At 65.1% G+C, this 24,678-nt stretch carries 23 protein-coding genes and 1 pseudogene; 22 read left to right on the top strand and 2 right to left on the bottom strand.

What is annotated here, in order from left to right; all coding sequences use genetic code 11:
* The first annotated feature begins 43 nt into the window (after positions 1-43).
* The 12 genes from ACFI9K_RS10240 to hisI all read left to right on the top strand — a co-directional run bounded on the left by ACFI9K_RS10240 (position 44) and on the right by hisI (position 9,144).
* Complete coding sequence (locus tag ACFI9K_RS10240; protein WP_462663392.1) at positions 44-511, top strand: SRPBCC family protein; 468 nt, start codon at positions 44-46, stop codon at positions 509-511.
* Positions 512-623: 112 nt separating this feature from the next.
* Entirely contained in the window at positions 624-1,142 is a 519-nt protein-coding gene (locus ACFI9K_RS10245; protein WP_462663393.1) for a DinB family protein, read from the top strand.
* An 89-nt stretch (positions 1,143-1,231) separates the two neighbouring features.
* Entirely contained in the window at positions 1,232-2,584 is a 1,353-nt protein-coding gene (hisD, locus tag ACFI9K_RS10250; RefSeq protein WP_462663394.1) for a histidinol dehydrogenase, read from the top strand.
* On the top strand, positions 2,581-3,711 hold the full coding sequence (locus tag ACFI9K_RS10255) for a histidinol-phosphate transaminase (RefSeq protein ID WP_462663395.1): 1,131 nt from the start codon (positions 2,581-2,583) through the stop codon (positions 3,709-3,711). Before hisD ends, ACFI9K_RS10255 begins: the two co-directional genes overlap by 4 nt.
* Positions 3,708-4,331: an imidazoleglycerol-phosphate dehydratase HisB gene (hisB, locus tag ACFI9K_RS10260; protein WP_027497292.1), complete on the top strand. Its 624-nt coding sequence runs from the start codon at positions 3,708-3,710 to the stop codon at positions 4,329-4,331. Before ACFI9K_RS10255 ends, hisB begins: the two co-directional genes overlap by 4 nt.
* Positions 4,332-4,392: 61 nt before the next feature.
* Entirely contained in the window at positions 4,393-5,511 is a 1,119-nt protein-coding gene (locus ACFI9K_RS10265; RefSeq protein ID WP_462663456.1) for an MFS transporter, read from the top strand.
* Positions 5,508-6,137, top strand: a complete 630-nt coding sequence (gene hisH, locus ACFI9K_RS10270) for an imidazole glycerol phosphate synthase subunit HisH (protein WP_462663396.1) — start codon at positions 5,508-5,510, stop codon at positions 6,135-6,137. Before ACFI9K_RS10265 ends, hisH begins: the two co-directional genes overlap by 4 nt.
* On the top strand, positions 6,134-6,361 hold the full coding sequence (locus ACFI9K_RS10275) for a hypothetical protein (protein WP_462663397.1): 228 nt from the start codon (positions 6,134-6,136) through the stop codon (positions 6,359-6,361). The genes hisH and ACFI9K_RS10275 overlap by 4 nt, the downstream gene beginning before the upstream one ends.
* Positions 6,362-6,430: 69 nt before the next feature.
* Entirely contained in the window at positions 6,431-7,165 is a 735-nt protein-coding gene (priA, locus tag ACFI9K_RS10280) for a bifunctional 1-(5-phosphoribosyl)-5-((5-phosphoribosylamino)methylideneamino)imidazole-4-carboxamide isomerase/phosphoribosylanthranilate isomerase PriA (protein ID WP_222095790.1), read from the top strand.
* Between the two features lie 6 nt (positions 7,166-7,171).
* Positions 7,172-8,002 carry an inositol monophosphatase family protein gene (locus ACFI9K_RS10285; protein ID WP_462663398.1) on the top strand — a complete coding sequence of 277 codons (831 nt, stop codon included), beginning with the start codon at positions 7,172-7,174 and terminating at the stop codon, positions 8,000-8,002.
* Positions 7,999-8,772: an imidazole glycerol phosphate synthase subunit HisF gene (gene hisF / locus ACFI9K_RS10290; RefSeq protein WP_222095788.1), complete on the top strand. Its 774-nt coding sequence runs from the start codon at positions 7,999-8,001 to the stop codon at positions 8,770-8,772. Before ACFI9K_RS10285 ends, hisF begins: the two co-directional genes overlap by 4 nt.
* 15 nt (positions 8,773-8,787) lie before the next feature.
* Positions 8,788-9,144, top strand: a complete 357-nt coding sequence (gene hisI / locus ACFI9K_RS10295; protein ID WP_462663399.1) for a phosphoribosyl-AMP cyclohydrolase — start codon at positions 8,788-8,790, stop codon at positions 9,142-9,144.
* Here hisI and ACFI9K_RS10300 read toward each other — a convergent pair.
* Both ACFI9K_RS10300 and ACFI9K_RS10305 read right to left on the bottom strand, forming a co-directional pair.
* The gene (locus ACFI9K_RS10300) at positions 9,135-9,656 is read right to left on the bottom strand and encodes a MarR family winged helix-turn-helix transcriptional regulator (RefSeq protein ID WP_462663400.1); all 522 of its coding nucleotides are present in this window, start codon (positions 9,654-9,656) and stop codon (positions 9,135-9,137) included. The two genes, hisI and ACFI9K_RS10300, sit on opposite strands and share 10 nt — an antisense overlap.
* A 214-nt stretch (positions 9,657-9,870) precedes the next feature.
* On the bottom strand, positions 9,871-10,332 hold the full coding sequence (locus ACFI9K_RS10305) for a peroxiredoxin (RefSeq protein WP_462663401.1): 462 nt from the start codon (positions 10,330-10,332) through the stop codon (positions 9,871-9,873).
* Between the two features lie 120 nt (positions 10,333-10,452).
* On the opposite strand from ACFI9K_RS10305, the gene ACFI9K_RS10310 reads away from it, so the two are divergent.
* The 10 genes and pseudogenes from ACFI9K_RS10310 to ACFI9K_RS10355 all read left to right on the top strand — a co-directional run bounded on the left by ACFI9K_RS10310 (position 10,453) and on the right by ACFI9K_RS10355 (position 24,677).
* Entirely contained in the window at positions 10,453-12,021 is a 1,569-nt protein-coding gene (locus tag ACFI9K_RS10310; protein WP_462663402.1) for an anthranilate synthase component I, read from the top strand.
* Entirely contained in the window at positions 12,018-12,701 is a 684-nt protein-coding gene (locus ACFI9K_RS10315) for a TIGR02234 family membrane protein (RefSeq protein ID WP_462663403.1), read from the top strand. Before ACFI9K_RS10310 ends, ACFI9K_RS10315 begins: the two co-directional genes overlap by 4 nt.
* A gap of 61 nt (positions 12,702-12,762) precedes the next feature.
* Positions 12,763-13,572: an indole-3-glycerol phosphate synthase TrpC gene (gene trpC / locus ACFI9K_RS10320; RefSeq protein ID WP_462663404.1), complete on the top strand. Its 810-nt coding sequence runs from the start codon at positions 12,763-12,765 to the stop codon at positions 13,570-13,572.
* A 68-nt stretch (positions 13,573-13,640) separates the two neighbouring features.
* Complete coding sequence (trpB, locus tag ACFI9K_RS10325) at positions 13,641-14,978, top strand: tryptophan synthase subunit beta (RefSeq protein WP_462663405.1); 1,338 nt, start codon at positions 13,641-13,643, stop codon at positions 14,976-14,978.
* Positions 14,975-15,778 (top strand): tryptophan synthase subunit alpha, encoded by an 804-nt coding sequence (gene trpA, locus ACFI9K_RS10330; RefSeq protein WP_462663406.1) that lies wholly within the window; start codon positions 14,975-14,977, stop codon positions 15,776-15,778. The genes trpB and trpA overlap by 4 nt, the downstream gene beginning before the upstream one ends.
* The gene (lgt, locus tag ACFI9K_RS10335) at positions 15,775-16,803 is read left to right on the top strand and encodes a prolipoprotein diacylglyceryl transferase (RefSeq protein ID WP_462663407.1); all 1,029 of its coding nucleotides are present in this window, start codon (positions 15,775-15,777) and stop codon (positions 16,801-16,803) included. The genes trpA and lgt overlap by 4 nt, the downstream gene beginning before the upstream one ends.
* Positions 16,796-17,683, top strand: coding sequence for a TM2 domain-containing protein (locus tag ACFI9K_RS10340; RefSeq protein ID WP_462663408.1), 888 nt, complete (start codon positions 16,796-16,798; stop codon positions 17,681-17,683). Before lgt ends, ACFI9K_RS10340 begins: the two co-directional genes overlap by 8 nt.
* A gap of 83 nt (positions 17,684-17,766) precedes the next feature.
* Positions 17,767-18,330: pseudogene (locus ACFI9K_RS10345) on the top strand (TM2 domain-containing protein); the annotation flags it as partial.
* Positions 18,331-18,595: 265 nt separating this feature from the next.
* Positions 18,596-23,179, top strand: a complete 4,584-nt coding sequence (gene gltB / locus ACFI9K_RS10350) for a glutamate synthase large subunit (protein ID WP_462663457.1) — start codon at positions 18,596-18,598, stop codon at positions 23,177-23,179.
* A complete protein-coding gene (locus tag ACFI9K_RS10355; RefSeq protein ID WP_462663409.1) occupies positions 23,172-24,677 on the top strand; it encodes a glutamate synthase subunit beta in 1,506 nt (501 codons plus the stop codon). Before gltB ends, ACFI9K_RS10355 begins: the two co-directional genes overlap by 8 nt.
* The last annotated feature ends 1 nt before the right edge of the window (position 24,678 follow it).

Below are 24,678 nucleotides of genomic sequence, written 5' to 3' on the forward strand. Positions count from 1 at the left end.
GCGGTCGAGTGTCGATCCTGGGTTCGCGGGGTAACCGCTACACATGGCAGACATCAGAACCATCGACACAGGTCCTCAGCAGGTCACCCGGCAGACAGAGGTTCGCGCATCGGCAGCCGAATTGTTCGACATCGTCGCCGATCCCACCCGGCACGGTGAACTGGATGGGTCGGGCACGGTCAAGGACACCGTACGGGGTCCCGATCGCCTCAGCACCGGAGCCAAGTTCTCGGTAGGAATGAAGCAGTACGGCGTGCCCTACAAGATCACCAGCACGGTCACCGAGTTCATCGAGGCCGATCGGCACAAGGTCGTCGAGTGGCAGCATCCGATGGGGCACAGCTGGCGCTGGGAGTTCGAGGAGAAGCAGCCGGGCCTGACCACGGTCACCGAGAGCTTCAAGTACGGCACCGCGAAGGTGCCGAAGATGTTGGAGCTGTTCAAGATGCCGCAGAAGAACGCGCAGGGAATCAAGAGCACGCTGCACAACCTGGCTGCGCGCTACGCCTGACAGCATCGGCAGCAGTGCTCCCTGTCCACAATTCGCGTCCGATGCGGAAATTACATGTCGCGACGCGAATTGTGGACACTGAGCTGAGTCGATGTGATCTATCCTCACCCGCATGCCGATCGATCCCGACACCAAGAACTGGACCTGGGTACTCGAGCGAGAGTGCCCGGACTGCGGGTTCGACTCGAGCAGCGTCGAATACGACGCCATTCCCGATCTGATCCGCGCCGACATCGACCGGTGGACGGCCGTCCTTCAGCGTGACAACGTATCTGTGCGACCCGATGAGTCGACGTGGTCTGCGCTGGAATACGCCGCACATGTTCGCGACGCGCATCGGATCTTTCGTACCCGACTCGAGTTGGTGCTCACCGAGGACAATCCGGAGTTCGCGAACTGGGATCAGGACTCCACCGCGGTGTCCGAAAACTACAACGACCAGGACCCTTCGTCGGTGGCAGCCGAATTGGGCGAAGCCGCGCGCGTGCTCGCCGACGATTTCGCGGCCGTGCCGCCCGGGCAGCGGCACCGAACGGGTCGACGCAGCGACGGGTCGAACTTCTCCGTCGAGTCACTTGCCGCCTACTACATCCATGATCCGATTCATCATCTGTGGGACGTGCGGGGCTGAGCCGAATTCGGTGGAACTATCCTGGGAGCTCGGACAACATTGATTCGACCGAACCCCGGCACCGAACCGACTCCACGAAGGGGCCCACTATGCCTGCCCGCATCGAGCTCGCCCGCGTCGATCTACGCGGACGAACTCCATCCACCGCCGAACTACGCGGCGCACTTCCCCGAGGCGGAGTGGATGTCGATTCGGTGCTACATCAGGTCCGCCCCGTCGTCGACGCCGTCAAGGACCGCGGTGCCGAGGCTGCCCTCGAGTTCAGCGAGAAGTTCGACGGCGTTCGACCGGACCGCATTCGAGTTCCGCAGCAGGAGTTGGTGCGCGCACTCGACGAGCTGGATCCGGCGGTTCGGGCTGCGCTCGAGGTAGCGATCGAGCGAACTCGGCTGGTGCATTCGGATCAGCGCCGAACCGACCACACCACCCAGGTGGTGCCCGGCGGCACCGTGACCGAGCGCTGGATTCCCGTCGATCGCGTCGGGCTCTACGTCCCCGGCGGCAACGCCGTGTACCCGTCGTCGGTCGTGATGAATGTGGTGCCTGCACAGATTGCCGGCGTCGGGTCCCTGGTTGTGGCCTCACCGCCGCAGAAGAATTTCGGCGGCTTGCCGCACCCGACGATTCTGGCTGCAGCTCAGCTACTCGGCGTCGACGAGGTGTGGGCTGTCGGCGGAGGTCAGGGCGTTGCGTTGCTCACCTACGGCGGTGTCGACACCGACGGTGGTGAACTTGCTCCGGTCGATCTCATCACCGGTCCCGGCAATATCTACGTCACCGCTGCGAAGCGGCTGTGCCGGTCACTCGTCGGAATCGACTCCGAGGCGGGCCCCACAGAGATCGGAATTCTCGCCGACGCCACCGCAGACCCCATCCACGTGGCGGCAGATCTGATCAGCCAAGCCGAGCACGACGTCATGGCCGCCAGTGTGTTGGTAACCGACAGCCTCGAGCTCGCCGACGCGGTCGATGAGGCCGTGAACGCACAGATGGCCTCCACTCGGCATGCGGAACGCGTCGCAACGGCACTGAACGGTAGCCAATCCGGCATCGTTCTCGTCGACGACATCACGCAAGGGTTGGCAGTGGTCAACGCGTATGCGGCCGAACACCTCGAGATCCAGACGAAAGACGCCTCCGACGTCGCAGCTCGGGTGCGGAGCGCCGGTGCCGTGTTCGTCGGAGCCTGGTCGCCGGTCAGCCTCGGTGACTACTGCGCCGGGTCCAATCACGTGCTTCCGACGGCCGGGTGCGCTCGGCACTCGTCCGGTCTGAGCGTGCAGACATTCCTGCGCGGCATCCACGTGGTGGACTACAGCGAAGCTGCACTGAAAGATGTTGCAGCGCATGTGATTGCACTGGCCAACGCGGAGGATCTGCCGGCCCACGGCGAAGCCGTTCGGCTTCGCTTCGAGGGCTTGCCTTCCGGTGCTACGTCATGAGTGATGCTCTGGGGCAGTCGATTTCACTGAACGACCTCCCCCTGCGTGAGGCACTCATCGGCAAGTCGCCGTACGGCGCGCCGCAGCTCACGGTGCCGGTCCAGCTCAACACCAACGAGAATCCACACCCGCCGACGCAGGCCTTGATCGACGACGTTGCGGACTCGGTTCGCGTCGCCGCTGGGCAACTGCACCGCTACCCGGATCGCGATGCCGAGGAGTTGCGCGCCGACCTGGCGCGCTACCTGACCGACCAGACGGGCTTTCCAGTCGAGACCGCCAATGTGTGGGCGGCCAACGGCTCGAACGAGATTCTGCAGCAGCTTCTGCAGGCATTCGGCGGACCGGATCGCACTGCTCTGGGGTTCGTGCCGTCGTACTCCATGCACCCGATCATTTCCTCGGGGACTCAGACCGAATGGATTCCCGCGAAGCGTCGGGAAGACTTCTCGCTCGACGTCGATTACGCGGTGCAGGCGATCGAGGAGCGTAAGCCCGACGTCGTGTTCGTCACCAGCCCGAACAATCCGACGGGCCACAGCATCGCCGAGGAGGATCTGCGCCGAATCCTCGACGCCGCACCGGGAATCGTCGTGGTCGACGAGGCCTACGCCGAGTTCTCCTCTGCGCCCAGCGCGATCGGACTGATCGAGAGCTACCCGAGCAAGGTTGTGGTCAGTCGAACCATGAGCAAGGCGTTCGCGTTCGCCGGCGGTCGGCTGGGATATCTGGTGGCTGCCCCGGCCGTCGTCGACGCAATGTTGTTGGTGCGCTTGCCCTATCACCTCTCGGTAGTCACGCAGGCAGCTGCGCGGGCGGCGCTACGGCACGCCTCGGACACTCTCGGCAGCGTGGCGGAACTGTCTGCCGAACGCGATCGGGTGGCCGAGGCACTCGGCAGCCAGGGCTATCACGTGGTGTCGTCCGACGCCAACTTCCTGCTCTTCGGACGGTTCTTCGATGCGCCGGCAACCTGGCAGCGGTACCTCGACGACGGCGTCCTCATCCGAGACGTGGGCATTCCCGGATATCTACGCGTCACCATCGGACTGGCGCACGAGAACGACCGATTCCTCACCGTCAGCGCAGCACTCGCATCGACCGAAACAGCAGAGGCCTCGAAGTGACCACACCCGCTCCCCGCATCGCCAAGATCGAACGCACCACCAAGGAATCCGACATTTCGGTGGAGCTCAACCTCGACGGCACCGGCATCGTCGACATCTCCACCGGTGTTCCCTTCTACGATCACATGCTCACTGCGCTCGGTACTCATGCGCGTTTCGATCTGACGGTTCGGGCGAAGGGCGACATCGAGATCGAGGCACATCACACCGTCGAGGACACCGCGATCGTGCTCGGGCAGGCCCTCGGTCAGGCTCTCGGTGACAAGTCCGGCATCACCAGGTTCGGCGACTCGTTCATCCCGATGGACGAAACGCTGGTGCACGCGGCCGTCGACGTGTCCGGTCGTCCGTACTGTGTGCACACCGGCGAGCCCGATTACATGGTGCACTCGGTCATCGGCGGCTACCCGGGCGTTCCGTATTCCACAGTGATCAACAAGCACGTGTTCGAGACGCTGGCGTCCAACGCTCGCATCGCCCTGCACGTGCGAGTGATCTACGGCCGCGACCAGCACCACATCACCGAGGCCGAGTTCAAGGCCGTCGCGCGGGCGCTACGGCAGGCCACCGAGTACGACCCGCGTGTGACCGGAATTCTGTCCACCAAGGGAAGTCTGTGACCGGTCGACCGGTGCTCGTGTCTTGAGTGGTCTGAGCTCGATCCGTGGCCTTCCCGCCGCAATGGCCATGGGTGCGGCAGCGTTCGGCGGCTGGGGTTTGCTGCTCCCCGTCGTTCCACTCGCTGTGTCCCAGTCGGGGGCGTCCGACGCGGTGGCCGCGGCCAGCACCGCGATCTTCATGGCGACGACGGTGATCACTCAGCTGTTCGTGCCGCGCATGCTGATGCGAGTCGGGCACCGCGCGGTTCTGGCTGCCGGGTGTCTGCTCCTCGGGTTACCTGCACTGCTGTTCATCGTCTCGGTGGAGTCCGTACCGGCGCTGGCGGTATCCGCGCTGCGCGGCACCGGATTCGGGATGTTGACGGTCGCCGGTGCCGCCATCGTCGCCGAACTCGCTCCGACAGCGTTGCTCGGCCGGGCAACGGGCGCGCAGGGCATTGCCGTCGCTTTGGCTCAGATGGTCACGCTGCCACTGGGTCTGGTGATTTTTGCGGCGAATCCGACGGCTGTGTTCGTACTCGGTGCACTGGTGCCCGCAGCAGGCCTGATCGGGGTGGCGCTGTTGCCGCCCACCCGACCCGCGCCGCAGCCGCAGCCGCTCGAGCGGCTGCGCCTGGACGTGCGTCAGTTCCTCGTGCCGTGCCTCGTCGTGGCCTCGGTGTCCGCGGCCTACGGTGGAATCACCAGTCTGCTGCCCATCGCCGAATCGAACCGAGCCGCGATGATCGGACTCGCACTGGCCGTCGTCAGTGCCTCGATGCTCGTCGGGCGTTACACCGCGGGGTCGGTGGCCGACCGAATCGGAATCGGACGATCGGTGTTTCCGGCGCTGGTGTCGTCGGCGATCGGCATCGCTCTGTTCGCGATCGCTGCACTCGGCGGCATGTCCGCGGCGCTGTTCTTCGTCGCGGCCGTCCTGTTCGGAATCGGCTACGGCGCATGCCAGAACGACAGTCTCGTGATGGCGTTCGACGCAGCCGGTCCCGCCCGCTACAGCAGCGCGAGCGCCGTCTGGAACATCAGCTTCGACGCGGGCACCGGGGCGGGTGCCCTGGCCCTCGGTGTCCTGGCGACGAGTGTGGGCTACACCGCGGGATTCACCGCTGCCGCTGCCACGGTGGTCGTCGTCGCGGCGGTGGCACTCATCGCCAGACCGCGCCCCGATAGACTTGCCACATGACTTCTGTGGTGTTGCTCGATTACGGCTCGGGCAATCTGCACTCGGCGAAGAGGGCGCTCGCCCGGGTCGGTGCCGATGTGACCGTGACGTCGGACTTCGACGAAGCGCTCGATGCCGAGGCCCTCGTCGTTCCCGGTGTCGGCGCGTTCGCCGCATGCATGGAAGGTCTGTCGGCAGTGAGGGGCGACCGCATCATCGGGCGTCGTTTGGCCGGTGGACGTCCTGTCCTGGGCATCTGTGTCGGAATGCAGATCCTGTTCGACCGCGGGGTCGAGTTCGGCGTCGAGGCCGATGGGTGTGGGGAGTGGCCGGGAACGGTCGAGCGGCTACAAGCCGACGTGCTGCCCCACATGGGATGGAACACCGTCGAGGCACCGGAGAAAAGCGTGCTGTTCGACGGCATCGATCCCGAGACCCGGTTCTACTTCGTCCATTCCTACGCCGCGCAACAATGGGAACTAGCACCCGGCGATACCATCGCCGCGCCGTTGCTCACCTGGGCCGATCACGGCGGCCGCTTTCTCGCCGCCGTGGAGAACGGCGCGCTCTCGGCCACGCAGTTCCACCCGGAGAAATCTGGAGACGCCGGTGCCGCGTTGCTCGAGAATTGGGTTCGGTCGGTGTGAGCGAGCGCGAGTTCTCGCTCGGCCGGCTGGCCTTTCGATCACTCGGTGCTGCCGTCGCGGTGCTGGCAATCGCCACCGCCTTGATCGCTACCGTGCAGCCGAGCGCCGGCGTGGCTCTGTGCATAGCCTTGGCCGGCGTGGTCGGCGCGATCGCAGCAATGGCAGTGGTGTCCACTCGCATGACGCGCAAAGAACTCGGTCCCGATATCCGACGGCCGTCGTGACGGCCTGCGGACGAGGCAGCGGGCACCCGTTTTGAATTCGGTACGAGTCGGCCCGTAGCATATTCGCACGTGAGCCTGGTCTTATTGCCTGCTGTCGATGTCGCAGGCGGCGAAGCTGTTCGTCTCGTTCAAGGAGAAGCCGGGAGCGAGACGAAGTACGGGTCGCCTCGTGATGCTGCCCTGGCGTGGCAGAACGACGGCGCGGAGTGGGTTCATCTCGTGGATCTCGACGCCGCGTTCGGGCGGGGGTCCAATCGTGATCTGCTCGCCTCGGTCGTCGGCGAACTCGATGTGAAGGTCGAGTTGTCTGGCGGCATCCGTGACGACGAGTCGCTGCGCGCGGCGTTGGCGACCGGTTGTGCGCGAGTCAATCTCGGCACCGCAGCCCTCGAGGATCCGCAGTGGTGCTCCCGTGCGATCGGCGAGTTCGGTGATCGTGTCGCAGTGGGCCTGGACGTGCTCATCGTCGATGGAGCTCCGCGACTCCGCGGCCGCGGCTGGGTCAGCGACGGCGGTGACCTGTGGGAGGTGCTCGAACGGCTCGAGCGCGACGGGTGCTCGCGTTACGTGGTGACGGACGTGACCAAGGACGGCACGTTGACGGGGCCCAATCTGGAACTGCTGGCGGACGTGTGCGCCAAGACCGACAAGCCCGTGATCGCGTCGGGCGGCGTGTCCACCATTGCCGACCTCGAGGCGATCGCAGGACTGGTCGATCGCGGCGTGGAAGGGTCCATCGTCGGAAAGGCGTTGTACGCCGGACGTTTCACGCTGCCCGATGCCCTCGCTGCGGTGTCTCGGTAACAACGAATGACCCTCCCCGAGGAACCGACTCGTCTGCTCGAGATCGCCGGTGGATTGCTCGACGGCATCCACGATCGGTTCGTCGCGGGCGTCGGCGCACCGAGCGCAGTGCAGAAGGGACCGGACGATTTCGCCACCGCGGTTGATCTCGAACTCGAACGTCGGCTGGGTGCGGAGCTGTTCGATTCGACCGGGATTGCCGTTCACGGTGAGGAATTCGGCGGACCGGATCTGAACGCCGGCCTCGTCTGGGTGCTCGACCCCATCGACGGCACGTTCAACTATTCGTCTGGATTGCCATCGGCGGGAACGTTGTTGGCGCTGCTCGCCGATGGGGAACCCGTCCTCGGGCTCACGTGGCTGCCGCTGGTGGATCAGCGATTCGCTGCCGTGGCAGGTGGCCCGCTGCTGTTGAACGGTGTTCCGCTGCCGGCGCTGCAGCCGAAGGGATTGCGCGAGTCCATGATCGGCTTCGGTGCCTTCAACGTCGCCAGTCGCGGCGCTCTGCCCGGGCGGTTCAGGTTCCGTATTCTCGAAGAGTTGTCCATGCACTCCTCCCGACTACGGATGCACGGTGCCACCGGAGTGGATCTGGCGTACACGGCCAGCGGTGTACTCGGCGGTGCGGTGGTCTTCGGTCATCGGGCCTGGGACAACGCTGCCGGTGCGTTGCTGGTGCGCGCGGCCGGTGGAATCGTGACCGATCTCGCGGGCGAACCCTGGACGGTCGACTCGAGGTCGGTGCTCGCGGCCGGACCCGGGGTTCACGACGAGCTGCTGAAGGTGATCACCGAACTAGGTGACCCTGCCGACTATCTGGAAGGACCTGCGCGATGAGCGTGGCGGTCAGAGTGATTCCGTGCCTCGACGTCGATGCCGGACGTGTCGTCAAGGGCGTCAACTTCGAAAACCTCCGCGACGCGGGCGATCCCGTCGAGCTGGCGGCCGCTTACGACGCCCAGGGAGCCGACGAGCTGACCTTTCTGGACGTCACGGCGTCGACGTCCGATCGAGGAACCATGCTCGACGTCGTCAGCCGTACCGCCGAGCAGGTGTTCATTCCGCTGACCGTCGGCGGGGGAGTGCGCACCGTCGCCGACGTCGACCTGCTCCTTCGAGCCGGAGCAGACAAGGTCAGCGTCAACACCGCGGCGATCGCCCGACCCGAGTTGTTGCGTGAGCTCAGTGAGCGGTTCGGGTCTCAGTGCATCGTGCTCTCCGTCGACGCTCGTACCGTGCCGCAGGGCCAGCAGGACACCCCGTCGGGCTGGGAGGTCACCACCCACGGTGGCAAACGCGGTACCGGCATCGACGCGGTCGAGTGGGCGATACGTGGTGCCGAACTGGGCGTGGGAGAAATTCTGCTCAACTCGATGGATGCCGACGGCACGAAGGCAGGGTTCGATCTACCGATGATCGCGGCGGTTCGAGCGGCGGTGCACGTGCCGGTCATTGCCAGTGGAGGAGCGGGACGAGTGGAGCATTTTTCGCCCGCGGTGCACGCCGGGGCGGATGCGGTTCTCGCCGCCAGTGTCTTCCATTTCGGCGATCTCACCATCGGTCAGGTCAAAGACGCAATGCGCTCCGAGCGCATCGTCGTTCGATAGCGAAGAGGTCTTTCCATGACGCTCGACTCCACTCTGTCCGCCAGGCTCAAGCGCAACGACGCCGGCCTGTTCAGTGCGGTGGTGCAGGAACGATCGACAGGGCAGGTGCTTATGGTCGCCTGGATGGATGACGAAGCTCTGTCTCGTACTCTCGAAACCCGCAGGGCCACTTATTATTCCAGATCCCGGCAGCAGTACTGGGTCAAGGGTGAGACGTCGGGGCACACGCAGTACGTGCACGAGGTTCGGCTCGACTGTGACGGTGACACGGTTCTTCTCGTCGTGGATCAGGTCGGTGCGGCATGCCATACCGGCGCGCACACCTGCTTCGACGCCGACGTGCTGATGGGGCCCGAGAACTCTCAGGCGTGACCGGTGCCTGCAGCGATTCCCTTGTCCAACTGCGCAAGCAGGGTAGCGCTCAACGTCGAGAGTTGCGCCACCTCCGCGTCCGAGAGCCCCTCGAACACCAGCGCCTGCACTGTGCCGACGTGTCCGGGTGCCGATTCCACGACCTTGGCCATACCCGAGTCCGTCAGCACCGCATAGGAACCGCGGCTGCCCGGGATGGACTCTCGGCGAACCCAACCGGCCTTCTCGAGCTTGGTCACCACGTGCGAGAGCCGCGAGAGCGACGCATTCGCGTACTCCGCCAGGTCCCTGAGCTGGATGCGCCGCTGCGGGTTCTCACTGACGGTGGCGAGGACGAAGTAATCGAAATGAGTCAGCTGAGAATCGCGCTGCAGCTGAGCGTCCAGTGCAGCGGGAAGTCGAGTGACGAGAGCGACGAGCGACCGCCAGGCCTGCTGTTGACTTTCGTTGAGCCAGCGGGGATCCACCGCCTCACTCGGAGTCGACTCCTTCGGAGTCGCCGACGTGTCCATCGTGGGAACCTCTCCATCTCTGGGTCTTCACTGCAGGCCACCCCTATCTCTGGGGTCGTTTCTGCAGGCTCCACTCATATCTCTGGGTCGTTCCTGCAGGCTCCACTCCTGCCTCTGGGTCGTTCCTGCAGGCTCCACTCCTGCCCAAATAGTTGTGGTCTGCACATGATGCCTCGAGGGTCCCCCACCCGAGGCATCACGTGGGACAGATGTTCTACGCGCGATGTGCGCGCAGGTATTCGAGTGCCTTGTCCGCATGAGCCTCGAAGCGCAGTTCGCTCGAGAAGGTCTCGAGTACTTTTCGGTCGGTGCCGATGACGAACGTTGCCCGCTTGACCGGAGAGAGTTTGGCGAGCAGTCCGCGCTTGACGCCGAACGCAGTGGCGACAGCACCGTCCTCGTCGGAGAGCAGGGGGTAGTCGAACGACTTGGCCGCGGCGAACTCTGCCTGCTTGGCGACCGCATCGGCACTGATGCCGACTCGGGTGGCTCCCACTTCGGCGAACTCCGAGGCCAGGTCCCGGAAGTGGCACGCTTCGGCGGTACACCCGGGCGTGAAGGCTGCGGGGTAGAAGAACAGCACAATCGGACCGTTCGCCAGCAGTTCGGTCAGGGTTCGTGTCTGTCCGGTCTGGTCCGGTAGGGAAAAGTCGGGAACGAGTTCGCCTTGTTTCATGTTCGGCAGGCTACCGCGATCGCCGACCTTGTCAGGAGCGGAGCGCCTGCGGAGTGACCTTTCGGTCAGGAGCGGAGCCTGCGGAGTGACCCGATATACCGAACCTGGGAGGATGGAGCAATGCACGGCGAGACGACCACCGACCCCGGCCCGACCCCCAACACCGATAACGCGGACTCGACCACCTCACGTGAGGTGTTCCGGCACCTCGCAGCAGAACATCGAGTGGTTCCGGTGACTCGAAAGGTGCTCGCCGACTCCGAGACTCCGTTGTCGGCCTATCGCAAACTCGGTGCCAACCGGCCCGGCACCTTTCTGCTCGAGTCCGCCGAGAACGGCCGTTCGTGGTCCAGGTGGTCGTTCATCGGCGCGGGCGCTCCGGCGTCGCTGACGGTCATCGACGGCGAGGCCGCATGGCGCGGCAACGTTCCGGCAGGGGTCCCGAGCGGCGGTGATCCACTCGAAGTCCTGGCCAGAACTCTGGAGTTGTTGCACTCGGAGCGGGTGCCGGGTCTACCTCCGTTGACCGGCGGCATGGTCGGCTACCTGGGCTACGACTCGGTGCGGCGCATCGAGAAGCTGCCCGAACATGCGCAGGACGACCTCGGTGTGCCCGAGCTGGTGATGTTGCTCGCGACCGACCTGGCGGCCGTGGACCACCACGAGGGTGCGATCACATTGATCGCGAACGCGGTCAATTGGGACGGCACCGACGACAATGTCGACGCGGCCTACGACGACGCCGTGCGCCGACTGGACCGCATGTGCGCAGACTTGTCCGAGCCGGCAGCGTCCACTGTTTCCACCGTGTCCAGGCCTGCGCCGCAGTTCCGTCGACAGCGAACGTCCGAGGGATTCGGTGCCGACGTCGCTCGCCTGGTGGAGGAGATCGAAGCCGGAGAGGCTTTTCAGGTCGTCCTTTCGCAACGATTCGAGATGGACACCGATGCGTCTCCGCTCGACGTCTATCGGATGCTGCGCGCCTCGAATCCGAGCCCGTACATGTATCTGATGCATGTACCGGGGGATGACGACGAAACCGCGTTCTCGATCGTCGGATCCAGCCCCGAAGCTCTCGTCACGGTGAAGGACGGCCTCGCCACCACACATCCCATCGCGGGCACGCGCTGGCGCGGAACGTCCGAGGAAGAGGACGTGCTGCTCGAGAAGGACCTACTCGCCGACGAGAAAGAGAACGCGGAACATCTGATGCTGGTGGATCTCGGGCGCAACGATCTCGGGCGCGTCTGTGCACCCGGCACGGTCCGGGTGAGCGACTACCGCCACATCGAGCGATACAGCCACGTGATGCATCTCGTCTCGACGGTGACGGGCCGCTTGGCCGAGGGCAAGCGTGCCCTCGACGCGGTCAAGGCCTGCTTCCCGGCGGGCACCCTGTCGGGAGCACCGAAGGTGCGTGCCATGGAATTGATCGACGAGTTGGAGCCCACGCGACGCGGCATCTACGGCGGCATCGTGGGCTACCTCGACTTCGCGGGTGACGCCGACACCGCCATTTCGATTCGGACCGCCCTGATCAAGGACGGGACCGCCTACGTTCAGGCCGGTGCCGGGGTCGTGGCGGACTCGGTAGCGCAGTACGAGGACGACGAGGCACGGAACAAGGCGATGGCCGTACTCGGCGCAGTTGCGGCCGCGGAATCGCTGCGCGAGGTCGGTGGGCGATGACCGAACGATCGGGTCGTCGCGCGTCCGCCGCCGTGCCGGTTGCGTTGCTTGCCGTTGCCGCGGCGTGCCTGTGGGGCGCGTCGCGGATGACGTGGGTGCGGGTGACGTCGTCGGACGGTCTCGGGGAGAGCCGGACCGACGATCTTCTCGGTGGCACCTGGGCAGCTGCCACCACACCGCTGGCACTGGTCTTGCTGGCGGCGGTGGCGGCGTCGTTCGCGGTGCGCGGGTGGGCCTCTCGGGTCCTGGCCCTGTTGATCGCGGTGGTGGCCGTGGCGGCCGCTGTCCCGGCCGTTCGGCTGCTCACCGCAGGAGCCTCCGACTCGGAGTCGGCGGCCCTTGCCGAACTTCCGGCCAGGGCCCAGGTCTCGATGACGGACGTGTCGATTCTGCCCGCGGTCGTCACCCTGATCGGTGCGCTGTGCGCCCTTGCTGCGGCTGCGGTGTCGATTCGGAAAACATTTGCCTCGCAGGTACTCTCGTCCAAGTACGACGCCCCCGCAGTGCGACGTGACGAGGTTGCCAGACGCGTCCGTAATTCGGCCTCCGACAACGTCGTTCAGGACGAGGGGGAGGACCTCACCGAACGCATGATGTGGGACGCGCTCGATGCGGGCGAAGACCCTACCGACGAGTCCGGTACCCCGCGTTCGTCCGATCGACAGGGACCTCTACGCTAGATCCGACGCCGATGAGATTCCTCACATCGACCGTCGACGCTCAGAAAGGACTGGGGGCACCATGACTGTTCTCGACTCGATTCTCGACGGTGTTCGGGCCGATGTGGCCGCGCGTGAATCGGTGGTCGATTTCGCCGCCGTCAAAGCAGCAGCGAAAGCAGCCCCGGCACCTCTCGACGCGGCAGCCGCTCTGCGCGAGGACGGCATCGGCGTCATCGCCGAGGTCAAGCGGGCCAGCCCGTCCAAGGGCGCTCTGGCCGACATCGGTGATCCGGCGGTGCTGGCGCGCGCATACGAGCAGGGCGGTGCCCGCATCATCAGTGTCCTGACCGAGGAGCGTCGCTTCCACGGATCTCTGGCAGACCTCGATGCGGTGCGTGCCGCCGTCTCGATTCCCGTGTTGCGCAAGGATTTCATCGTCGGTCCGTACCAGATCCACGAGGCTCGGGCCCACGGTGCCGACGTCATTCTGTTGATCGTCGCGGCCCTCGAACAGGACGCTCTGGCGTCCTTGCTCGATCGCACGGAGTCGCTCGGAATGACCGCATTGGTCGAGGTGCACACCGAAGCCGAGGCAGATCGAGCTCTCGAAGCAGGTGCCACCGTCATCGGGATCAACGCCCGCAACCTCAAGACACTCGAGATCGACCGAGATAGTTTCGGCCGCATTGCGCCCGGGTTGCCGAGCGAGATCATCCGTATCGCGGAGTCGGGAGTGCGAGGAACAGCCGATCTGCTCGCCTACGCCGGAGCAGGTGCAGATGCAGTACTCGTCGGCGAGGGTCTGGTGACTGCAGGCGATCCGCGCACGGCTGTGTCGGACCTGGTGACGGCAGGAACTCATCCCTCCTGCCCCAAGCCCGCGCGCTGATCCTGCACGGTTGACTCGGCATCCGACCCGAGCGCGGCGGCGGTCCGCCGTTGGGGCACACTGGACCGGTGAGCACCAGCAATTCTTCAGGCATCGCGGACGCCCCGCAGGCAGTCCGCTTCAAGGGCGCTGATCTGCCGCAAAGCAGCATCGGCCTCACCGAGCGCAGCGCGCACGAACCCGATGTGGGCGGACATTTCGGTGTCTACGGCGGCAGGTTCGTCCCCGAGGCGCTGATGGGCGTGATCGAGGAAGTCACCGCCGAGTACGAGAAGGTGCGCAGCGACAACGAATTTCTCGGCGAGCTCGATCGACTGCAGCGTGACTACACCGGTCGACCGTCACCGGTATTCGAGGCGACGCGGTTGTCCGAGCACGCCGGTGGCGCTCGTATTCTCCTCAAGCGAGAAGACCTGAATCACACCGGTTCTCACAAGATCAACAATGTTCTCGGCCAGGTACTGCTGGCCAAGCGAATGGGCAAGACTCGGATCATCGCCGAGACCGGTGCGGGCCAGCACGGAGTCGCCACGGCGACGGCATGTGCACTCCTCGGACTCGAATGTGTCGTGTACATGGGCGAGGTCGACACCGAACGGCAGGCGCTCAACGTTGCTCGGATGCGGTTGCTGGGGTCGAGCGTCGTGGCCGTGAAGTCCGGATCGCGCACCCTCAAGGACGCCATCAACGAGGCCCTGCGCGATTGGGTCACCAACGCGCACAACACCTATTACTGCTTCGGCACCGTCGCCGGACCGCATCCGTTCCCGGTCATGGTGCGCGACTTCCAGCGCATCATCGGCCTCGAAGCGCGGCAGCAGGTGCTCGCCTCCACGGGCAGGCTGCCCGACGCCATCGCCGCCTGCGTCGGCGGTGGGTCCAACGCGATCGGGATCTTCCACGCCTTCATCGACGACGCCGACGTTCGGCTGATCGGGTTCGAGGCGGCAGGTGACGGCGTCGAGACCGGCCGCCACGCTGCGACCATCAGTGGTGGTACTCCAGGTGCGCTGCACGGGGCGTACTCCTACCTCCTGCAGGACGAAGACGGCCAGACCGTCGACTCCCATTCGATCTCAGCGGGATTGGACTACCCGGGTGTGGGACCCGAGCACTCGTACCTGCACGACATCGGGCGGGCCGAATACCGCGGAATCACCGACACCGAAGCGATGAACGCCTTCAAGGTGCTGTGCCGAAGCGAGGGCATCATTCCCGCCATCGAGTCCTCGCATGCCATCGCCGGCGCATTGACGCTCGGCAAGGAGCTGGGCGAGGGCGCGATCATTCTGGTCAACCTGTCCGGACGCGGAGACAAGGATGTCGACACCGCCGCCGAATGGTTCGGTCTGATCGACGGTGACGGCGAACCGAACGTGGACGACGAAGTGGGTATCAAGCCATGAGCAACAACGACTCTCGCCTGTCGGGTACTTTCGCGCAGTGTCGCGCCGAGGGGCGCGCTGCGCTCGTCGGGTATCTGCCCGCGGGCTTCCCGACCGTGCCGCGCTCGGTCGAGGTGTTCAAGACGATGGTCGACGCAGGATGCGACATCGTCGAGGTGGGCATTCCCTACTCCGATCCGGTGATGGACGGCCCCACGATTCAGGCCGCAGCAGATGTCGCTCTCAAAGCCGGTGCCCGAGTCAAGGACGTGTTCGCCGTGACCGAGCAGGTTGCTGCTGCCGGTGGAAAAGCGTTGGTCATGACGTATTGGAACCTGGTACTCAAATACGGCATCGAAAACTTTGCTCGGGATTTGGCCGGCGCGGGTGGGCTCGGAATCATCACACCTGATCTCATTCCCGACGAGGCCAAGGAATGGATCGAGGTGTCCGACTCCTACGGCCTGGACCGGATCTTCCTCGTCGCCCCGTCCTCCACCGAAGAGCGGCTCGTCAGCACGGTCGAAGCCAGCAGCGGCTTCGTCTATGCGGCCTCGACGATGGGCGTGACCGGTGCCCGCGACGCGGTGTCCTCGATGGCACCCGCACTCTCGGCCCGCATCCGGGAGCACTCCGACATCCCGATCGGCGTCGGGCTGGGTGTTCGCTCGGGTGCTCAGGCCGCCGAGATCGCGCGCTATGCCGATGCAGTGATCGTGGGATCTGCTTTGGTCAGTGCAGTGGACAAGGGGCTCGACGCGGTGCGTGACCTGACGACGGAACTCGCCGAAGGTGTCCGTTCCGCTAACGTAGCGTCGTGACTTCGACCGAGATCCTGGCCTACATTCCCAGTCCTGCGCAGGGGGTGTGGCACGTCGGACCGCTCGCTCTCCGGGCCTACGCCCTGTTCATCATCATCGGGATCGTGGTGTCGGTGGTGTGGGGCGATCGCCGTTGGGTCGCTCGCGGGGGAACCAAGGGAACCGTCCTCGACGTCGCAGTCTGGGCTGTTCCGTTCGGTCTGCTGGGCGGTCGTCTCTACCACGTGGCAACGGACTGGAAAACGTACTTCGGACCGGGCGGAAATCCGATCGAGGCGCTGTACGTATGGAACGGCGGTCTCGGAATCTGGGGAGCGGTGTTCCTCGGCGGAGTCGGTGCATGGATCGCGTGCCGTCGACGAGGGATTCCCCTGCCCGCATTCGGTGATGCTGTGGGGCCGCCGATTCTCTTGGCCCAGGCGATCGGTCGTATCGGCAACTACTTCAACCAGGAACTGTACGGTCGCGCCACCACGCAGCCATGGGGTCTGGAAATCTACGAGCGAGTCGACTCGAACGGTCGACTCGATCCTCTGAACGGAGTGTCGACGGGCTTCGTGGAGAAGGTCGTCCATCCGACGTTCCTGTACGAGTTGCTGTGGAGCCTCGCAATCGTTGCGCTGCTGGTGCTCATCGACCGCAAGTACACGATCGGCCACGGACGGTTGTTCGCGTTGTACGTCGCCGGATACTGCGCCGGACGATTCTGGGTGGAGCTCATGCGTGACGATTTCGCGACGAAGATCGCGGGACTTCGCGTCAACACGTTCACTTCGGCCATCATCTTCGTCCTGGCGGTCGCATACTTCGTGATCGCGACCAAGGGGCGCGAAGACCCGTCGACCCTGAGATCGAACGACGACCCGGACCGCGATAAGACCGCCGATGGCGATGACACAGCCGAGGGCGATGACACCGCCGGCAGTGCCGTCGACTCGGGCACGGTGAAGGGCGAAGCCGCAGACAAGCACGACGTGCGAGCGTCGGAGAAGGAAGCCGAGGAAGAAGGCAGTACGCGTGGTTGATTTCGACAAGACCCACGGTCCCGGTCGTGAATCCGGTTCCGGCACGGGCGGTTCCAGTGATGGTGACAAGAAGCCGACTGCGTCGTTCGGCACTCCGTTCGACTACGACGCCACCGCCGAGGCGTCGCTGTCGGAGCCGCCCGCCACCTCGGAGTCGGCACCGTCGCACGGTCCCACCGGACCTACCGGGCCGGGGTGGGATACGTACTCGGGAATCGGGAACGGACCGGGTTGGTCGAGCACGCCGAGCTACCCGGCCCCGAGTCCGGACGGCAGTATCGACAATCCCGTCGGTGGTTTCCCGCCACCACAGAACTACCCACCCCAGAACTATCCACCTCAGAATTACGCTCAGCCCCAGGGCTTCCCGCAACAGGGCATCCCGCAGCATGGCTACGGACAGCAGCAGGGCTTCGGCCAGCCGCAGGGATTCTCGCAACAGGGCTACCCGCAGCAGGGCTACGGTCAGCCGCAGTCGCAGGGTTATCCCCGGCAGGGGTACCAGCAACAGGGGTTCGGTGGGTCGCCCGGTTTCGGTTCGCCGCAGGGCTATCCAATCGGAAACCCGTTCGGCGTCGGGCCGGACGCTCCGTACGGTCGCGATCCCGTCACCGGGGAGCCGTTGTCGGACAAGTCCAAGATCGTCGGCGGCCTGCTGCAGCTGTTTCTCGGCTGGTTGGGTGTCGGTCGCTTCTACATCGGCAGTACCGGGATCGGCGTAGCGCAGCTGCTCCTGTTCTTCTTCGGACTTCTGCTCACCGCAGTGTTCGGCTTCGGGCTGATTCTGTTGTTCGGCCTCTTCGTCTGGCACGTCGTCGACGGCGTGCTCATTCTGGTCGGCAATGTATCGGACGCTCGCGGGCGAAAACTGAGAGACTGAGCTCGCGCTGTACCGCATCCGCGCAAGGCCGTTGTTCGTATCGCATACCCGTAAGGGAGCCCGAAGTGAGTGACTCAGGTTCATCGTCGTCCGACGGATCTCCAGGAGACGGATCCGGTTACACCGAGCCGACGATCTCGTTCGAGAAGGGCGGCCCGACGGGATCGGGTCCCGTGTACGGCGCGCCCGACCCCCATTACGCGAACCCGTCTTATGGCACTCCGAATCCAGGTGGCACCGATCAGGGTCAGCAGTTCGGACCTCCTCCCGGCGGTGGCTATCCACCGCCCGCAGACGGCTCCGGTCACTATTTTGGATCGCCGCCCCCGTACGTGGGTGGTCAGTACGGCGGGCCGCAGTACGCGGGCGGGCCCGGTTTCATGGACCCGATGGCCCCGTACGGCCGTCACCCGGTCACCGGCGAGCCGTTCTCGGACAAGCAGAAGCTGACCGCCGGCCTGCTCAACATCCTGCTGGGGGCCTTCGGTGCCGGCCGTTTCTATCTGAATCAGCCGGGTATCGCAGTGGCCCAGATTGCGGTCACGTGGCTCACGTGCGGCATCGGCGGCATCTGGCCGCTGATCGATGGAATCATGATGCTGACCGGCAGCGTGCGAGACGAGCACGGTCGGCCTTTGCGCGACTGACGTCCGCATCGGCGGCGGAGGGCATCGGTATTTCTTCGATGCGATCGGCGGCTGCTACGATTTCGCCATCCGGGAGCAATCTCGGATTCTTTCGCGGGCCAGAGCTGTCCCGGTGAATTCCCGACAGGCATTCTGAAATTCGGCTCGTTCGACCGTCCCGGTCTGTACGAGGCGAACAGCCGGCGGGTTGCCGAGATTCACGGTGCAGCGTCCAGCATTCTGCATCGTCTCCACGCACCCACCGGCCGACGTGGAGGTGATCGTGGTGCTGTTTTCTCGGATGCCCGCGGAGCAGGGTCTGTACGACCCGAGCTCGGAGAAGGATTCCTGCGGCGTGGCGATGATCGCCGACATCGAGGGGCGACGCTCTCACGCGATCGTGGCCGACGGCGTGCTCGCGCTCGAGAACCTGGAACATCGCGGCGCTGCCGGGGCCGAACCCAACAGCGGCGACGGCGCGGGCATTCTGATCCAGCTCCCGGTCGAACTTCTCGACTCGCTAGCACCGTTCGATCTGCCGAAACCGAATGCCAACGGTGACAACACGTTTGCGGCGGGCGTGTGCTTTCTGCCGCAGGGAATCCGTGAGCGAGCGATCGCGGTCGAACGCGTCGAGGCCGTGGCAACCGAGGAGGGTCTCGACGTTCTGGGTTGGGTCCCGGTCGAGGTCGATCCCGATCGAGCCGATGTCGGAGTCACGGCGCTGGGCTGCATGCCGTACATGAGCTACCTCTTCGTCACCGCCCCCGAGGTAGACGGCGTTCGCAAGGCCGGCCTCGAGCTCGATCGATCGGTGTACGCGGTGCGTAAGCGTGCGGAACGGGTCAGCCCCGAGATCGAGGCGGACGGGTCGGGCCTGTTCTTTCCGTCGCTCTCTGCGCGCACCATCGTCTACAAGGGCATGCTCACCACGATGCAGTTGCCGCTGTACTTTCCCGAGTTGCGAAACCCGCTGTGCACGAGCGCAATTGCCATCGTTCACAGTCGATTCTCCACCAATACGTTCCCGTCGTGGCCGCTGGCGCACCCGCACCGCTACGTGGCCCACAACGGAGAGATCAACACCGTCAAGGGCAATCGAAACCGAATGCGCGCTCGCGAAGCGCTGCTGTCGAGCAATCTGATCCCCGGTGACCTCGAGCGGTTGTTCCCCATCTGCAATCCGGATGCATCGGACTCGGTGTCCCTGGACGAGGTGCTCGAGCTGCTGCACCTCGGCGGTCGCAGTGTGCCCCACGTCGTGATGATGATGGTGCCCGAGCCGTGGGAGAACCACCGCACGATGGACCCGCGCGTGCGGGCGTTCTATCAGTTCCATTCGTCGATGATGGAAGCGTGGGACGGTCCGGCCTGCGTCACATTCACCGACGGCAGTTACGTCGGAGCCGTCCTGGACCGCAACGGTCTTCGCCCCGGCCGGTGGTGGCAGACGGCCGACGGCCGCGTCATTCTCGCGAGCGAGGCGGGCGTGCTCGACGTGCCGCAATCCGAGGTCGTCGCCAAGGGCCGTCTCGAGCCCGGAAAGATGTTCCTCGTCGACACCGTGGCCGGACGACTGGTGCCCGACGAGGAAATCAAGCTGCAGCTGGCGACCGAACATCCTTACCAGGAGTGGCTGCACGCCGGCCTGCTCGAGATCAAGAGCCTGCCCGAGCGCGCGCACATCCAGTACAACCACGACTCCGTCGTACGCAGACAGGTTGCGTTCGGGTACACCGAGGAAGATCTCCGCGTGGTGCTGACTCCGATGGCCGCATCCGGCGGAGAGCCACTGGGCTCGATGGGTACCGACACTCCCGCGGCCGTCATGTCGCAACGCTCGCGTCAGCTCTACGACTACTTCATCGAACTGTTCGCACAGGTCACCAACCCGCCGCTGGATTCGATTCGCGAAGAGATCGTGACGTCTCTGGCTCGGGTGATGGGTCCGGAGCAGAACCTGCTCGAACCCACTGCGGCGTCGTGCAGGCAGATCGTGTTGCCGTGGCCGGTTCTCGACAACGATGAGCTGAACAAGATCATTCACATCAACGACGACGGCGACCATCCCGGATTGGCCGCGACGGTGTTGCGTGGGTTGTACGAGGTGGAGCGCGGCGGCGACGGTCTGGCCGAGGCCATCGAGGATCTGCGGGTCCGAGCGTCGGAGGCGATTGCTGCGGGCTACACCACCTTGATCATCTCCGATCGCGATTCCGACCATACCCGGGCACCGATTCCGTCACTGCTGGCCACCTCCGCCGTGCACCACCATTTGGTGCGCACCAAGGAACGCACCAAGGTCGCCCTCGTCGTCGAGTCCGGCGATGCACGCGAGGTGCATCACCTGGCACTGCTGATCGGGTTCGGTGCCGCGGCGGTCAACCCGTACCTGGCGATGGAGTCGATCGAGGATCTCGTCGGCGAGGGCGAGCTGACCGGCGTCGAGCCGACGATCGCGGTACGCAACTACCTGTACGGGCTCGGCAAGGGTGTGCTCAAGGTGATGTCCAAGATGGGCATCTCGACCGTCGGTTCCTACACCGGCGCACAGGTTTTCGAGGCGGTCGGTCTGGACCGCGAGGTGGTGCGTGAATACTTCAAGGGCACCGTCAGCAAGCTCGGGGGTGTCGGACTCGACGTGCTCGCCGAGGAGGTGAAGCTGCGCCACCGAAGGGCGTACCCCGAGAATCCGACCGACCGTGTGCACCGCCGGTTGGACATCGGCGGGGAGTACCAGTTCCGGCGCGAGGGTGAGCTGCACCTGTTCACTCCGGAAACGGTGTTCCTGTTGCAGCACGCCACCCGTACCGGCCGCTACGACGTGTTCCAGAAGTACACCGACGAGGTGGACCGGCTTGCACGTGAGGGCGGCGCGTTGCGTGGCCTGTTCGAGTTCAAGGACGATGTGCGGCCGCCGGTTCCACTCGACGAAGTGGAGTCGGTCGAGTCCATCGTGACGCGGTTCAACACCGGAGCGATGAGCTACGGATCGATCTCCGCCGAGGCGCACGAAACGATGGCAATCGCGATGAACAACCTCGGCGGCAGGTCCAATTCCGGTGAAGGTGGTGAGGACGTCGACCGCCTCTACGACCCGAAACGCCGCAGTGCCGTCAAGCAGGTCGCCAGTGGTCGGTTCGGGGTGACCAGCGACTACCTGGTCAACGCCACCGACATTCAGATCAAGATGGCGCAAGGTGCCAAGCCGGGCGAGGGTGGTCAGCTGCCCGGCTACAAGGTGTATCCCTGGGTGGCGAAGACCAGACACTCGACACCGGGCGTCGGCTTGATCTCGCCGCCCCCGCACCACGACATCTATTCGATCGAGGATCTCGCCCAGCTGATTCACGACCTCAAGAACGCCAACGAGAATGCGCGAGTGCACGTCAAGCTGGTCAGCTCCGTCGGCGTCGGAACGGTCGCGACCGGCGTCAGCAAGGCGCACGCCGACGTCGTTCTCATTTCCGGATACGACGGCGGAACCGGCGCGGCACCGTTGACCTCGCTCAAGCACGCCGGCGCACCGTGGGAGATCGGGCTTGCCGATGCCCAACAGACGTTGGTGCTCAACGGGCTTCGCGATCGCATCACCGTCCAGTGCGACGGCGGCATGCGCACCGGCCGCGACGTCGTCGTCGCGGCTCTGCTCGGCGCGGAGGAGTTCGGATTCTCGACGGCTCCGCTGATCGTGGCGGGGTGCATCATGATGCGCGTCTGCCACCTCGACACGTGTCCGGTCGGTGTTGCGACCCAGAACCCGGAACTGCGCAAACGGTTCACCGGAAAACCCGAGTTCCTCGAGGACTTCTTCAAGTTCATCGCTGAGGACGTGCGAAAGTATCTGGCACAGCTCGGTTTCCGCAGTATCGACGAAGCAGTCGGGCGTGCCGACGTGCTCGAGACCGCGGCCGGCGTCGCACACTGGAAGAACAAGGGTCTCGATCTGACGCCGATCTTCGCGATGCCGGTCGACCGGCACGGTGCCCCGATGACGCAGCGTCGACGCCTGCGCGCGCAGGATCACGGTCTCGATCTGGCCTTGGATCGAACGTTGATCCAGTTGGCCGAGGGGGCGCTCGAGGATGCGCATCCGGTGAAGCTCGAACTGCCCGTCCGCAACGTCAATCGCACGGTCGGAACGCTGCTGGGATCCGAGGTCACCCGACGCTACGGCGCGAGTGGTCTGCCGGACGACACGATTCGGATCGAGTTCACCGGATCCGCAGGACAGTCGCTGGGTGCGTTCCTGCCCCCGGGTGTCACCATCGACCTGGTCGGAGACGCGAATGACTATGTCGGCAAAGGACTCTCGGGTGGTCGCATCATCGTGCGCCCCTCCGAGGATGCGCCGTTCGTCGCCGAGGACAACGTGATCGCCGGGAACACCATCCTGTACGGAGCTACGTCGGGCGAGGTCTACCTGCGGGGCAAGGTGGGGGAGCGCTTCGCAGTCCGGAACTCGGGAGCGGTAGCGGTGAACGAGGGCGTGGGTGATCACGCGTTCGAGTACATGACCGGCGGCCGGGCGGTCGTGTTGGGTCCGACCGGTCGCAACATGGCCGCGGGCATGTCCGGTGGTATCGCCTTCGTCCTCGGTCTCGATCCGGCCGATGTGAACAATGCGATGGTCGAGCTGCAGGTCCCCGATCCGGACGACCTGGCGTGGTTGCGCGAGACCGTCGACAAACACCGGCACTGGACCGGGTCCACGGTCGCGGCCTCGTTGTTGGCCGACTGGCCACGTCGGTCCGCGCTGTTCACCAAAGTCATGCCCGTCGACTATCAGCGGGTGCTGGAGGCGACTCGAATGGCGCGTGCCGAAGGGCGCGACGTCGACGCTGCGATCATGGAGGCTGCACGTGGCTGATCCACAGGGATTTCTGAAAGTCGTCAAGCGCGAGGCCACCAAGCGTCCGATCGGCGAGCGCGTCAAGGACTGGAACGAGGTGTACTCGCATCAGCCCACCAGCGAACGGGCGGCGGAAGTCTCCGATCAGGCACGCCGATGCATGGACTGCGGAATTCCGTTCTGCCACTCCGGAACTGCAGGATGTCCACTGGGCAATCTGATCCCCGAGTGGAACGACCTGGTGCGCCGAGACCGGTGGGACGCGGCGAGCGACCGACTGCACGCAACCAACAACTTCCCGGAGTTCACCGGTCGGGTGTGTCCGGCACCGTGCGAATCGGCGTGTGTTCTGTCGATTTCCGAGGCGGCCACCGGTGGCAGTGTCACGATCAAACGGGTCGAGCAGACCATCGCGGACCTGGCCTGGGAACAGGGCAGCATCGTTCCGCAACCTCCGACGATCAGCACCGGTAAGCGGGTTGCCGTCGTCGGGTCCGGTCCTGCAGGTTTGGCTGCAGCGCAACAGCTCACCCGCGCCGGACACGACGTCACGGTGTACGAGCGGGACGACCGCCTCGGCGGGTTGCTCCGGTACGGCATTCCGGAGTTCAAGCTCGAGAAGTCGGTGCTGGACCAGCGCCTGATGCAGATGCGCGCCGAGGGAACGCATTTCGTCACCGACTGCGAAGTGGGTATCGACTTCACGGTCGAGCAGCTTCGCGAATCCTTCGACGCCGTCGTCCTCGCCGTCGGTGCCCTGCGAGCCCGGGACAACACCGAGGTGATCGGTCGTGAACTGGACGGTATTCACCTGGCAATGGAACATCTGGTGCCGTCGAACAAGGAGTGCGAGGGCGACGGACCCACGTCGATCTCCGCCGTGGACAAGCACGTGGTGATCATCGGCGGCGGTGACACCGGAGCCGACTGCCTGGGTACCGCTCACCGTCAAGGTGCCGCGTCGGTCACGCAGCTCGACTACAACCCCGCTCTGCCCGGGGCTCGCGACGACAGCCTGTCGCCGTGGCCGTCGTGGCCGTTGGTACTGCGCACCTCACCTGCTCACGCAGAGGGAGGCGTCGTGCGTCATCAGGTTGCCGTGCAGAGATTCCTCGGTGACGAGCGCGGACACGTGCGAGCCATGGTGCTCGCCGAGGTGGAAGTGCAGCGGGACGCGGATGGTCGACGCATCGTCACTCCCATCGGGGAAGAGGTCGAGCTGCCCTGTGATCTGGCGCTGTTCGCCATCGGATTCGAGGGCGTCGAACACGGTCCGCTGCTCGACGATTACGGCTTGGCGTTGACCAGGCGGGGTGCACTCTCGTGTGGACCGGACTGGCAGACGACGGCACCGGGTGTGTTCGTCTGCGGCGACGCCCATCGCGGTGCGTCGTTGGTCGTGTGGGCGATTGCAGAGGGTCGTTCGGCAGCCCACGGAGTCGACGCTTTCCTCACCGGACACTCCGAGCTACCGTCTCCCGTACACCCCACGGCACTGCCTCTGGCAGTAGTGTGAC

It is taken from the genome of Rhodococcus sp. PSi06, from assembly GCF_054960675.1.

Bases quoted from the DNA above. Each gene is read 5' to 3' on its own strand.
- ACFI9K_RS10285 (WP_462663398.1), top strand. From the start codon at position 7,172: ATGACCCTCCCCGAGGAACCGACTCGTCTGCTCGAGATCGCCGGTGGA.
- hisD (WP_462663394.1), top strand. From the start codon at position 1,232: ATGCCTGCCCGCATCGAGCTCGCCCGCGTCGATCTACGCGGACGAACT.
- hisF (WP_222095788.1), top strand. From the start codon at position 7,999: ATGAGCGTGGCGGTCAGAGTGATTCCGTGCCTCGACGTCGATGCCGGA.
- trpC (WP_462663404.1), top strand. From the start codon at position 12,763: ATGACTGTTCTCGACTCGATTCTCGACGGTGTTCGGGCCGATGTGGCC.
- trpA (WP_462663406.1), top strand. From the start codon at position 14,975: ATGAGCAACAACGACTCTCGCCTGTCGGGTACTTTCGCGCAGTGTCGC.
- ACFI9K_RS10265 (WP_462663456.1), top strand. From the start codon at position 4,393: ATGGCCATGGGTGCGGCAGCGTTCGGCGGCTGGGGTTTGCTGCTCCCC.
- hisI (WP_462663399.1), top strand. From the start codon at position 8,788: ATGACGCTCGACTCCACTCTGTCCGCCAGGCTCAAGCGCAACGACGCC.
- hisH (WP_462663396.1), top strand. From the start codon at position 5,508: ATGACTTCTGTGGTGTTGCTCGATTACGGCTCGGGCAATCTGCACTCG.
- ACFI9K_RS10315 (WP_462663403.1), top strand. From the start codon at position 12,018: ATGACCGAACGATCGGGTCGTCGCGCGTCCGCCGCCGTGCCGGTTGCG.
- ACFI9K_RS10240 (WP_462663392.1), top strand. From the start codon at position 44: ATGGCAGACATCAGAACCATCGACACAGGTCCTCAGCAGGTCACCCGG.
- ACFI9K_RS10255 (WP_462663395.1), top strand. From the start codon at position 2,581: ATGAGTGATGCTCTGGGGCAGTCGATTTCACTGAACGACCTCCCCCTG.
- ACFI9K_RS10245 (WP_462663393.1), top strand. From the start codon at position 624: ATGCCGATCGATCCCGACACCAAGAACTGGACCTGGGTACTCGAGCGA.
- ACFI9K_RS10300 (WP_462663400.1), bottom strand. From the start codon at position 9,656: ATGGACACGTCGGCGACTCCGAAGGAGTCGACTCCGAGTGAGGCGGTG.
- ACFI9K_RS10305 (WP_462663401.1), bottom strand. From the start codon at position 10,332: ATGAAACAAGGCGAACTCGTTCCCGACTTTTCCCTACCGGACCAGACC.
- ACFI9K_RS10310 (WP_462663402.1), top strand. From the start codon at position 10,453: ATGCACGGCGAGACGACCACCGACCCCGGCCCGACCCCCAACACCGAT.